This window comes from Paracoccus sp. (in: a-proteobacteria) (assembly GCF_035556475.1).
In the GTDB taxonomy this organism is placed as follows: Bacteria; Pseudomonadota; Alphaproteobacteria; order Rhodobacterales; family Rhodobacteraceae; genus Paracoccus.
The window spans coordinates 1-11,263 of the sequence record NZ_DATMFA010000106.1; the positions used below are offsets into that span (position 1 = coordinate 1).

Consider the following 11,263-nt stretch of genomic DNA (forward strand, 5'->3'; position numbering starts at 1 on the left):
GGGGGGCGACGTTGGTCGCCCCTATTTCGTTCATACTGGTCGAGAGGCTTCTCCACATGAAAACGGCGGGGGTTTTCACCCTCGCCGCCGGCGCTTTTCCTGAAGTTGGGCCGAGCTAAAGTGTCTCCAACCAGGCAAGGACATCGTCGGAATCCATTACATCTGCATATTTCTGCTGCATGTCATAAAGGTTCGCCTCATGCGGAGCCGCTGCTCGGTCCGCGCAGCAGTCGCGCGGCACCAGGACGTTGAAACCGGACTGCACGGCATCGACCACAGTCGCGCGCACGCAACCCGAGGTGGTCGTGCCGCAAACCACCACCGTATCGGTTCGGGCACCCACCAGCAGCCCGCCAAGCGCGCTACCGAAGAAGGCCGAAGCGCCCTTCTTCACCACCAATGCATCATCGGGCTGCTTGCCCGTCGCCTCGTCGATCTGCACCAGACGACTGCCCGCCATGAAGGCTGACATCCCCGTGGCCTTTTTCAGCCAGGGCGTCTTGTCCAGCTGCCCCGGCGTATAGGCGATGACCGTATAGATGACGGGAAATCCCTTGGCGCGGGCCAGATCGGTCAGCTTGCGGGTCGCAGCAATCTCGGCGGACATGTCGGCCGCCGTGGGATACTGCGGATCGGTGAAGCCATATGTGAAATCCACCACGACAATGGCCGGGCGGGTGCCCCGCTCGACCGTGCCGCCGAAACCGGCGGCCTCATAGACCTGTTGCTGAGACATGTTCTGTTTCCTTGGAAAGAAATGGGCAGCCCATCATCAGACTGCCCTGGGCGGATCAAGCGCGGTTCAGTTGGATGTCCTTCACGACGATATCGCCGTCGATCACGATCGCCTCGTCATCGAGGAACAGCGAGCAGTCGCGCATCGGGATGTCCAGATGGCAATGCGTGTCGTTCGGCCCACCCAGTTCATTGTTGGGCCCGGTCGAGAACATGACGTTGCCATAGAAGCTGCGCGGCTCCATACCCATGCCGCCCTCAAAGGTGCCGGGTACGAAATTGTGCCATTTCGCGTTCGGGTTCATGCCCCAGCCGACATGGCTCATGCCGAAGCCGCGCTTGTCGTTGAAACTGTCCATGTAGGACTTGACGATCTGCGCTTCGAGCCCGCCGCCGATATCGGTGATCCAGCCCTTTTCGATGGTGTAGGTGATCGGCTCGCGCACCATCAGGTTCTGCGGCAGCAGAATATCCCCCGGCGCCACGACAATGGTGCCGTCCACGCCATCATCGTCGCCGCCCGTAAAGACAAAGCCCGAGGGCCAATGGTCCCACCGGCCGGGTGTGTCGGTGCAGGCATATTCCGGCACGGTCGGATAGGTGTTCAGCTTATAGGTTACATCGGTACCGTGGGCCGAGGTGATGCGCATGACTTTGGCGCGGTCGAGGATACCGGCCGCGATCTCGACTTTCTCGCGAAGTTCGGGATAGGGCAGCATTCGCGCCAACAGTTCGGGCGGCTCGACAGCGGTCAGAATCCGGGTGCCGGCGGCCTGGATCGCGAATTGCTCGGGGCTGAACAGTAGGAAGATGCAGTCGATCAGCATGTCGCAATTCTTCAGCGCCTCGACCGCGTCGGGCATGGCCGCAAGGCCGGTCTGGCCCACCGCCCAACCGTCGGTCGGCAGGGGGGCGGGCAAACGCATGTGATACATCTGGGCGCCCAGCCGCTGGCCGGCTGCCATGAAGGCATCGGCGTAATCCAACCGCTCGGTGCCCTCCGTCAGCACGATCAGGCGTTCGCCGCTGCGCACACCCGACATCTTCAACTGATGCAGGCAGATCTCGGTGAAACTCGTGTGGTCCATGTCAGTCTTCCCGTTGGAGGTTATGTCTGGAAATCCATGGTGGCAGCGAGAAACCCCGGGAGGTCGTCCCAGGGGATCATGTGGCCTGCGCCTTCGACGATGCGGGTCTCGAGATGGGGAACCAATGTCTGGAACTCGGCCAGATCCTCGGAAGTGATCACCGGTGCGGCGCCGGCCTTGACCAGCCGCACCGGCAGCGCCAGATGCGGCAGATCGGCGTGGATGTCGTCAGTATGAAACCCGTCATAGGCGGTCTTGATCGCCGTATACTGGCAGGAGTGCAGCCATTCGGCGCGCAGCGCGACCTGTTCATCGGTCCAGGTCGGGCAGAACTTGCGCATCTCCTCGGCCGCGCAACCCCGTTGCGCCATGCGAATCGAGTCGCCATACCAGGACCAGGCGCTGGGATAGGCGCGCCGGCCCGGGCCGCTGACCGGAGGATCCAACAGGATCAGACCCGAGAACGGTTCCGGGTTCTTCCGTGCAGCGCGGATTGCCGTGCGGGCTCCCATGGAATGACCCATCACGATGGGCTTTTGCAGCCTGCAGGCCTCGATCAGAGCGATGGCGTCCTCGGCCATGGCGTCCAGCGAGTAGTCGAGATCGCCCGCCTCGCTGAGGCCCCTGCCCCGCACGTCGAGAACGTGGACGTTGTAGCGACTGGACAAGGGTTCGGCCACGAAGCCCCAGGTGATCGCCGGCGAGGTGATACCGGGGATCAGCAGCAAGTCGGGGCCCGGTCCCGCGTAATGCAGCAGATGGTGGCGGATCCCGTTGGCACGGACGTTGTAGCCATTGGTCATGGTCGGATCCTCAGTAAGCGCCAGATAGCAGCGCACCGCCGCCCGGCACACGGGTCGGCAGATCCAATGCGCGCAGCATCGACCAAGTGGTGGCGATGGCGGCGGTGAGCACCGGCTTGCCCGCCTGCGCCTCGACCACGGAAACTGCAGGCAGCGAGGGCATCTGCACGCAGGCCGAAAGCACGATCACGTCGGCATCGGTGGTGTCCATGCCGGCGACGATCTGTGGCAGGTTCATCGGGTCGTGCGCGGCGACGGCCAGGTTATCCTGGATTTCCAGCGCACGATAGTCGACGACCTCGAACCCCTCGTGGCGGATATAATCGACCACCAGCTCGGTCAGAGGCTTCATGTAAGGGGTGACGACGGCGACCTTCTTCGCGCCGAGCGCCTTGAGCCCCGCGATCAGCGCCCCGGCCGAGTTCACGACGGCGCCGTCGCTCCCGTTGTTGCGGACAACCTTGGTCAGACGCTCCTGCGAGGCGGCGTGATAGCCGAGGCCCATCGACATGATAGCAACCAGGCAAGCATAGCCCATCACGTCGACCTTGGCGTCCGAGAGCTCCAGCGCACAGCGATCGCTGTCTGCGTCCATGCGGAACAGTTCGTCCTTGGTCACATGCTTCATCCGCATGCGCGAGGAGTGAAAAGTGAAAAGTTCGGGCGCGATCATTTCGCGCGCCTTCAAGAGCGCAGGTATCTCGGTCTCCATGGTGATGTTCGAACTGGGGACGATCTGGCCGATGCGGATGGGGTTCATTGGTCTGCCTTGGCTGAACACGGTTCGAATCAAACCGTAATTATTCGAATGAATAATTACAACGAATATTATTCAGCCGATGAAATACTGGTGCAGATCAGGGGGCGGGCGCCTTGAGCCCCGCTGTCAAGAAGCTGACAAGGTGATCGAGCATCGGCTCTTTCCCGATGTCGTAATGTTGGCCGTCGGTCATGTCGCCCAAGCGGCCAAGGTCGTTCAACATGAACAGATAGGTGCCAACCAGAAACGCCATGCGGATCGAGATGACTTCGCGCGGGATGGCCGGCAGCGCCTTTTCAAGTGCCTGGATATAGCGCTTGACCGAACCGTCATAAACCTCGCGCCGCAACTGCAAGGCGTATTCCTCTGGTTCTGCGTGAAGGCGGGCCTGCAAGCGGACAAAGGCGGCTCCGTTGGGGCCAGAATATTTCATATCCCACTGAGGGGTCAGATAGGCACGGACGATCTCGGGAACCGTCGGGTGTTGGTCATTGGCCAGGAGTTGGTCCAGCAGCACGTGGCGGCGGCCCGAGAGCGCGCCGCCACGACGACGGAACACCTCCTGGAACAGGGACTCCTTGCTACCGAAGTAATAACGGATCAGGGCTTGGTTGACGCCTGCATCGGCGGCCATGTCGCGCGTCGAGGCTCCCGAGAACCCCTGCTCGGCGAAGTGCAGTTCTGCGCTATCCAGGATCTGGTCGCGCAGATCCACCCCTTCGCGGGGTCGCCCCGGCTTGCGTCGCTCTGCCACTTGGTCCTGCCTGTCTCGGGTTTCGGTTGGTGCCAAGTTGCCACGCGGGGCCTTCGATCTCAAGTTGGACCGGAATTATTATTCATTCGAATAATATATCTCGGCCCGCCATTTCGCCGGCCGAGGTTTCTGCGTCCCGTCAAGCCGCCAGTCGCGCGGAGAAGGCGCGCGGGTCGTAATCATAGACCCAGTCGGTGTCGATGCCCGTTGTGCGCGGATCCTCGAGCGCGCGACGGGCATATTCGGCGTCCCTCGCAGCCATCTCCTCTTCGGTCGGCAGGTGATAGGTGCGGCCCCGTTCGCGCGCTTCAAGCTGCACCCGGGCTGTGCGGGGCAGGCGTTCGTCCTGATAGGCGGAAAGTGCCATGCCCGGATTGCCGGGATGCAGCGCCAGCGCCTCGGCCAGCACATAGGCGTCCTCGATCGCCATGGCAGCGCCCTGCGACAGGAAGGGCAGCATCGGATGGCAGGCGTCGCCCAGCAGCGTAACCGCACCCCGGGTCCAGCTTTCCATCGGGTCGCGATCGAACAAACCCCAGTTGAACACATCGGTGACGCCGGCGAACAGGCGTTGCAGGTCAGGGTGCCAGCCGTCGAAATCGGCCAGCATCTCGTCACGCGAGGCGCGTGTGCTCCAGCTTTCGTCGACCCATTCGGGCGCCTCGGTCACGGCGACGATATTCACCGCTTCGCCGCCCTTGACATAATAGGTCACGACATGGGCTTTAGGCCCCATCCAGAACGCACTGACCGGGTCGGTATGGCCCACCACCCCCCCTGTCGGGATTAGAGCGCGATAGCACTGGTGTCCGGTCCATCGCAGGTCGCCTGCGCCAAAGACGGTCTGGCGCACGACCGAGCGCACTCCATCCGTGCCGATGATCAGGTCGGCGTCAAAATAGCTCCCATCCGCAAACTCTGCGCGCGCTCCGCTTTCGGTCTGGGAGACGCCGACACAGCGCATGTTGAAGCGGCAGATTTCGGGGGGGAGGCCCGAGGCGAAGATGTCGAGCAGATCCGCGCGGTGGATATGGATAAACGGAGCACGATAATGCGCGCGGAATTCGGGGCCAAGGTCGATGCGGAAGTTCTGCCGCCCCGACTGCCAGTGGCGACCAACCACTGCTTGCGGGTAAAATGCAGCCTTGTATAGCGCCTGTTCCAGCCCCAGCCCCATGATGGCCTTGACCGCGTTAGGGGTGATCTGGACTCCCGCGCCGACCTCGCCAAAGGCGGGGGCCTGTTCGAAAATGGTGACGTCGAAGCCCTTGTTCAGCAAAGCCCGGGCCGTTGCGGTACCGCCGATGCCACCGCCGATGATGCCGATTTTCATAGTGTCGTTCCTTGTTCTTAAGAAGAAAGGCGCAGCCTAGTTTCGCCAGCGCAAAAGGCGTTTCTCGACACGGCCAAGCACGCCGCGTTCCAGAAGCTGCATGGTGATGATGAAGATGATCGCGATGGCCGCAACCTCGCGCATCCGCAGCTGCCGGAAGCTGTGGAAGATGGCCGAGCCGATGCCGTTGGGCTGGCCGATGGCCTCGACCACAACGACCAGTTTCCACGATAGCGCAAAGGAAAAGCGCATCGCCGTCAGCAGAGCAGGCACCAGTTGGGGCACCAGCACCGCCATCAGGCGGACCGGGCGCGGCAAGTGATAGATCTGGGCCATTTCGTCGAGTGCCCTGTCACGCGCATGAACGTTCGAGCGCACGATGTTGGTGACAAACGGCACAACCGCGATGGTCAGGGCGACGAAGCCTGCCGTTTCGCCCGTACCTAGGGCCAGGATCGCGAAGATGATATAGACCGGGTCCGGCACCGCCAACGCAAGTGCCAGAAGCGGCTGGAAAAAGGCCTCGGCCCGCTCGTTCAGGCCGATCAACAGCCCGATCGCCGCGCCCACGACCGAAGCTGCGACGAAAGCCGTCAGCACCCGGCCCAGCGTGAGGAAGAAGTTCTCCCAGAACCCGGGCGATTGGAGTTGCTGACCGATGGCCGTCAGAGTCGCCCCGATATCTGGCACCCAGGGTCGGAAATGCAGCGACATGACATGCCAGATCAGCAGCATAGAGCCAATTGACACGATCCCCGCGCCCAGTCGCCCCGCCGGAAGGGCGGCAAGGGCACGGACCAGGGGCGAAGCTCCGAGTTGCTTGCCGATGTCCAGGTTATGCAACGGCCCGCTCCTCGGTCCGGGCAAGACCCCAGGGGGCCTGCACGCGACGAATGATGTCGTTTTCGATTTCCGAAATGCGCGGATCGTCATAGTCGCGGGGGCGCTCTAGCGGCACTGTGTAATCCTCGTGCACGCGGGCCGGCCCCCGGGTCAGGATCAGGATGCGGTCGGCCAGATAGACGGCTTCGCGGATTGAATGCGTGACAAAGACCGCGGTTGCATTGGTGCGTTGGCAGATCCCGGTCAGTTCCTGCCGCAGCGAGCGGGCCGTCACCTCATCCAGAGTCGACAGCGGTTCGTCCATCAGAATGTACGAAGGGTTCACGATCAGCGCCCGGGCAATCGACACCCTTTGGCGCTGACCGCCGGACAGGCGCATCGGCCAGGCGTCTTTGAATTGCGCGATGTGCAGGATGGACAAAATCTCGTCGATCCGCGCCTCCCATTCACGCTCTGGGACCAGCGAGGCGGCCAGAGCGATCTCGAGGTTCTTCTTCACGCTGCGCCAAGGCAGCAGGCGGTGGGACTGAAAGACATAGCCCAGCCTTGGCGCCTTGGACCTTGGGGTGAATAGCGGCTGATCCTCGACATGGACGGTGCCTCGACTGGGCGGGTTCAGCCCCGAGATCACGTTGAGCATGGAGGATTTGCCGCAGCCCGAAGGCCCGAGGATGGCTACGAATTCACCGCGGCGAATGTCGAAGTCCAGACGGTTGACGGCCTCGTAGCTGCCATAGGACACGCCTAGGTCTTCGACCCTGAGAACAGAGGGACGGGTGTCGGTGGTCATGGGATTCTCGCTTTGCAGGTTCGGGACGGCGCCTAGCGCCAGCGGAACGTGTATTTTTCGATATTGCGGATGAGGCCGTATTCGGCGACCAGGACGATGGCCATGAAGACCAGCAACCACAGGTGGACCTCGGTCATCAGCATGTATTCCCAGGCATGTTCGAACCTGGCGCCAAACCCCATGCGGGCGGCGCCAAAGATCTCGGCGACGACGATAACCTTCCAGGCCAATGCATGGGCATTGCGTAGCGCCGAGAAGATATAGGGCGTAACGAAGGGCACCCAGACATGGAGGATGCGGTTTGCTAGGTTCAGGTGATAGATCGCCGCCATCTGGTCCAGCTCGCGATCGGCGCTGTTCAGCCCGTCGCGCATCCCGACTGCCATGTAGGGGAAGGTAATGAAGGCGACAACCAGCACATAGCCTGCCTCGGACCCCTTGAAGATTGCCAGGGCCAGAATCGCGGCAATGGCGCTTGGCGTGCGCAGGGCGGCGGTGACGTAATAGCCCAGCACCTCGCCCATGAAGGGCGAGCGGCTCATCACCAGAGCGGCAATGAACCCCGCGACGATGCCAAGTGCCAATCCGGCCAGGACGCGCGCAAGGGTGATCCCGATATTGCTCCAGGTGTCGGCGCTGCCCAGAAAATGCGGCAGCGCTCTAATCACAACCGAGGGACTCTCGATGAAGGTTGTGCTTGCCGCAGCCAGATGCCAGGCCGGGATCAGTAGGACCAGCGCTAGCGCTGCCCAAGCAGTTCGTGCCAAGCCGCTCATTGCGTTTTGCCCTGGGGACGGGGGCCGATCGCGTCTTCCAGCGCGATCAGGGTTCCTTCAGGCACGCTCTGGATGACCGAGCCTTCCTGGGCCAGCTTGTCAAGGAAGGCCGAGGCCGCCGCGCGCTTCTCGGGCGACCAATCGTTCGAGAAATAGCCGTAGGTGCGGCCGTTCTCGATGACCTTTTCCAGCACGCCTTCGCTGCTGATACCCAGCTTCTCGGCGATGTAAGGTTTCTTAAGGATATCGTAATTGCTGCTTTCAAGCAGATGGATGGCCTCGTCATAGGCGTCGCGGACGGCATAGGCGAGTTCGGGGTTGTCGCGCAGCCATTCGCCATGCGCGGCCATATTGGTGATCCAGGGTGCGAAGCCGCCGTTGAACTTGGCGTAATCGGCATGGGCCTGCAACAAGTAGCGCCCATCGGTCGCGACCATCGCCTCGGAGGCGAAACCCTCGAAGTTGAAGATCGCATCGACCTCGCCCTTGGCCAGCAGCGGCACAAGCGCGCCGGGACCAACCTGCGACATCTGGTACTCCTTGAGTACGTCGAAGCCATACATCTCCTCCACGATGAGCCGGATAAAGGAGGTGGTGCCGGATTCCGCTCCGAAATGGCCGACCTTGTGCCCCTTGAGATCCTCGGGCGTAGTGGCGGTTGATGAACCCGGCACGATGATGCCGAGATAGAGGTTCCCTACCGGATAGAATGCCGAGACATCAAAACCCTCGGCCCGCGCGATCGCCACGCCCAGCATGTCGTTGTCCATCGAGACGTCGGCATTGCCGATCAGGAAATTCTGGAACAACCCGTCGCTGGGTAGATACTCGAAGCTGCCGTCAAAGCCGTATTTCTCATCCAGCTTCTCGCCCTCGATGATCATCATCGGGACACCGCCGATGCTGCCGGCCACGGCTTGCATCGTCACCTTGGGCCGGCTCTCGGCCTCGACCGGCAAGGCAACAGACGTCAGGACAACGGCAAGCATGCCGCAGCGAAAAGCGTTGATCATGGTGTGAACCCTGTTGGCGATTGGTCTTGTGATTGCACCCAGAGTAACAAGGCAGATTAATTAATCAACCATATAATTAATATTTTTCCCTCTGCATTGCTTCGAGGCTAGGATGAGGCCGAAAAGCAATCAGAAATGCGGATAAAGATGCAGTTTTACAAAACCTCCGGCCTGACCCGCGCCACGTCGCACAGCGGATGCGGGGTATGAGCGCGCCGGAAGACCGGCAGGCCGAACCCAAGCCGCCCGCCTCCGAACGCGCTGGTAGGCCCCGGCGGCCAGGTCGGCCCGAAGGACAGACGAACCTCGCCGACAACATCCTTGACGTTGCTGAGGTTCTGTTCGCTGAAAGCGGCTACGCAGGTACCACCTTGCGTCAGGTAGCTGAGCGGCTGGCAGTGACGCCGGCGATGATCGCCTACTACTTCCAGAACAAGGACAATCTGTTCCGCGCTGTCTTCACCCGCCGGGGCTTCTCCATTTCTCGCCAGCGGATGGAGCGGTTGCAGGCGCTCGACGCTGGGGGATCCCACACGGTCGAAGAACTGGTGCGTGCCTTCATCTCGCCCGCCGCGGAGTTGTTTGACGACCCGCAGGGGCGCGCGTTCCTGCGATTGCACGCCCGTCTGCACATGGAGCCGGAAGAACTGTCCTATGAACTCCGCAGGCTGGTCCATAACGAGCCGACTCGAGCCTACGCAGATGCTTTCTCCAAGTTGCTGCCCCAACTGACATCGCGTGAGATCTACCAGCGCATGTCTCTGCTGATTGGCGCCTATCTCTATGCCTTTTCCGGGGCCAGCCGTCTGAACGAGCTAGTCCAGGAGGAAGAGACAGATCCAATGGCGGGCCTCCTGGACACAGCTGTCGCATTTGGGACGGCGGGGATGCTGCAGCCAATTCGCGATCCCATGGGCTAGGGTCAGATGGGGTATTCGGCTGGCGCCCAACTCGCCGGTCTCGAAGAGTTGCTGCGCTTCGGGCTGCCGGTAGAACCTGGGCCGCGCCGTCAGGCCCGGTGCAAAAGTTGCTTCGGCCACCACCTTGGAGTTCACGTTGGCATTCGGGCACCTACACAGCCGAAACGGCCGCCCTCGGCGAATGTGGTTCCTCGTTGGTCGAGTCGATGCCGGTAAAGTTCTTCTTCTGACCCCGGCCGGGGATCAGGTCGTGATTGTCCCTCCAGACCAGTTAGACTCGAACTGCTCGGCGCCTCCTGCAGTTCTTGGGTCGCGACGAGGACCTGTCCGCGCGAGAAGTCGATCTCATTCTCAAGTATTGGGGCAAACACCTCGCCGGCCAGGCCAGATTATGGTCACCGTCCAATGTCACGATGCTCGCAAAACTGATGGGCTTAGCCGACTCTGACATGGGAAGGTTAACGCGAAATCTAAATTTTTCAGGGCATTTTCTCCTTTATCCGCATTATTTAAGTATGTCACGGATGACTTCAGCGCTCTCGAAACAAGCTGATCACTTACGATAAGTCCCGCTTATCGTGAGTCTTGTGATCCGGGAGAAGGCCGCGCAGAATGGCGCGATGAAACTGCCAATCGCGCCCCCTGCCCTCTCCGCCGCCGAGGCCGAAGCGCTGACCGATCTTTGGCGCCGCGGCACCCCCGACAACACCTTGCGCGCCTGGGAGCGCGACCTCGCCTATATCGCCGCCTGGAAGCTGCTGGCCTGCGGCGAGGATCTGGCCTGGCCGGAATCCGAGCCGGTGGCACTGCGCTTCCTGCTCGAACATGCCCAGGATCTGAGCCAGGCTTCCGGCCCGGCCCGCGAGGTGGCCGAGGCGCTGATCGCGGCCGAGCTGCGCCGCAGCCTCGCCTGCCCTGCCCCGGCCACACTCGACCGCCGCATCGCTTCCTGGCGCGCCTTCCATCGCATGAAGAACCTGCCCTCGCCCTTCGGGAGCCCGCTGATCGCCGAGGCCCGCGGCCGCGCCCGGCGCGCCGCCGCCCGGCCGCGGCAACGGAAATCGGCCAACCCGATCACTCGGGCGGTGCTGGAGCAGCTGCTGGCCACCTGCGATGCCAGCCATCGCGGCTTGCGCGACTGCGCCTGCCTGATGCTGGGCTGGGCCTCCGGCGGCCGGCGCCGGGCCGAGATCGTCGCCCTGAACCGGGCCGATATCGACAGCGACGAATTTGCCGAGAAAGGCCTGCTGCGCATCCGCCTGCTCAGCACCAAGACCACCGGTCCGGCACTGGCGCCGCGGCTGCCACTGAAGGGCCGTGCCGCCCGCGCGGTGATGCGCTGGATCGCGGTGGCGCGGATCGAGGACGGACCGCTGTTCCGGCCGGTCAGCCAGGCCGACCGGGTGCTGAAGCGCCGGCTCTCCGCCGACGGCCTGCGCCAGATCCTG

At 62.4% G+C, this 11,263-nt stretch carries 12 protein-coding genes; 2 read left to right on the forward strand and 10 right to left on the reverse strand.

Going from position 1 to position 11,263, the window contains the following annotated elements:
- Positions 1-115 precede the first annotated feature (115 nt).
- The 10 genes from VNQ78_RS14560 to VNQ78_RS14605 all read right to left on the reverse strand — a co-directional run bounded on the left by VNQ78_RS14560 (position 116) and on the right by VNQ78_RS14605 (position 8,895).
- On the reverse strand, positions 116-736 hold the full coding sequence (locus VNQ78_RS14560; protein ID WP_325691026.1) for an isochorismatase family protein: 621 nt from the start codon (positions 734-736) through the stop codon (positions 116-118).
- Between the two features lie 55 nt (positions 737-791).
- On the reverse strand, positions 792-1,823 hold the full coding sequence (locus tag VNQ78_RS14565) for a leucyl aminopeptidase (protein ID WP_325691028.1): 1,032 nt from the start codon (positions 1,821-1,823) through the stop codon (positions 792-794).
- A 20-nt stretch (positions 1,824-1,843) separates the two neighbouring features.
- Positions 1,844-2,626, reverse strand: coding sequence for an alpha/beta hydrolase (locus VNQ78_RS14570; protein ID WP_325691030.1), 783 nt, complete (start codon positions 2,624-2,626; stop codon positions 1,844-1,846).
- A gap of 10 nt (positions 2,627-2,636) precedes the next feature.
- On the reverse strand, positions 2,637-3,338 hold the full coding sequence (locus tag VNQ78_RS14575) for an Asp/Glu racemase (RefSeq protein WP_325691048.1): 702 nt from the start codon (positions 3,336-3,338) through the stop codon (positions 2,637-2,639).
- Between the two features lie 145 nt (positions 3,339-3,483).
- Entirely contained in the window at positions 3,484-4,140 is a 657-nt protein-coding gene (locus VNQ78_RS14580; RefSeq protein ID WP_325691032.1) for a TetR/AcrR family transcriptional regulator, read from the reverse strand.
- 139 nt (positions 4,141-4,279) lie between these two features.
- Positions 4,280-5,473: an FAD-dependent monooxygenase gene (locus tag VNQ78_RS14585; protein WP_325691034.1), complete on the reverse strand. Its 1,194-nt coding sequence runs from the start codon at positions 5,471-5,473 to the stop codon at positions 4,280-4,282.
- A gap of 36 nt (positions 5,474-5,509) precedes the next feature.
- Entirely contained in the window at positions 5,510-6,316 is an 807-nt protein-coding gene (locus VNQ78_RS14590; protein ID WP_325691036.1) for an ABC transporter permease, read from the reverse strand.
- Positions 6,309-7,106: an ABC transporter ATP-binding protein gene (locus VNQ78_RS14595; protein WP_325691038.1), complete on the reverse strand. Its 798-nt coding sequence runs from the start codon at positions 7,104-7,106 to the stop codon at positions 6,309-6,311. The genes VNQ78_RS14590 and VNQ78_RS14595 overlap by 8 nt, the downstream gene beginning before the upstream one ends.
- 32 nt (positions 7,107-7,138) lie before the next feature.
- Complete coding sequence (locus VNQ78_RS14600; protein ID WP_325691040.1) at positions 7,139-7,873, reverse strand: ABC transporter permease; 735 nt, start codon at positions 7,871-7,873, stop codon at positions 7,139-7,141.
- Between the two features lie 5 nt (positions 7,874-7,878).
- Positions 7,879-8,895, reverse strand: coding sequence for an ABC transporter substrate-binding protein (locus tag VNQ78_RS14605; RefSeq protein ID WP_325691042.1), 1,017 nt, complete (start codon positions 8,893-8,895; stop codon positions 7,879-7,881).
- A 206-nt stretch (positions 8,896-9,101) separates the two neighbouring features.
- Between VNQ78_RS14605 and VNQ78_RS14610 the strand changes: the two genes are divergently transcribed.
- Together VNQ78_RS14610 and VNQ78_RS14615 are read left to right on the forward strand one after the other, a co-directional pair.
- The gene (locus tag VNQ78_RS14610) at positions 9,102-9,815 is read left to right on the forward strand and encodes a TetR/AcrR family transcriptional regulator (RefSeq protein ID WP_325691044.1); all 714 of its coding nucleotides are present in this window, start codon (positions 9,102-9,104) and stop codon (positions 9,813-9,815) included.
- A gap of 620 nt (positions 9,816-10,435) precedes the next feature.
- On the forward strand, positions 10,436-11,263 hold an 828-nt coding region (locus tag VNQ78_RS14615; protein WP_325691046.1), incomplete at its 3' end, for an integrase.

What these genes read in the sequence shown, in the direction of transcription:
- VNQ78_RS14570 (WP_325691030.1), bottom strand. Translation starts at nt 2,626, where the DNA reads ATGACCAATGGCTACAACGTCCGTGCCAACGGGATCCGCCACCATCTG.
- VNQ78_RS14575 (WP_325691048.1), bottom strand. Translation starts at nt 3,338, where the DNA reads ATGGAGACCGAGATACCTGCGCTCTTGAAGGCGCGCGAAATGATCGCG.
- VNQ78_RS14605 (WP_325691042.1), bottom strand. Translation starts at nt 8,895, where the DNA reads ATGATCAACGCTTTTCGCTGCGGCATGCTTGCCGTTGTCCTGACGTCT.
- VNQ78_RS14560 (WP_325691026.1), bottom strand. Translation starts at nt 736, where the DNA reads ATGTCTCAGCAACAGGTCTATGAGGCCGCCGGTTTCGGCGGCACGGTC.
- VNQ78_RS14595 (WP_325691038.1), bottom strand. Translation starts at nt 7,106, where the DNA reads ATGACCACCGACACCCGTCCCTCTGTTCTCAGGGTCGAAGACCTAGGC.
- VNQ78_RS14610 (WP_325691044.1), top strand. Translation starts at nt 9,102, where the DNA reads ATGAGCGCGCCGGAAGACCGGCAGGCCGAACCCAAGCCGCCCGCCTCC.
- VNQ78_RS14585 (WP_325691034.1), bottom strand. Translation starts at nt 5,473, where the DNA reads ATGAAAATCGGCATCATCGGCGGTGGCATCGGCGGTACCGCAACGGCC.
- VNQ78_RS14565 (WP_325691028.1), bottom strand. Translation starts at nt 1,823, where the DNA reads ATGGACCACACGAGTTTCACCGAGATCTGCCTGCATCAGTTGAAGATG.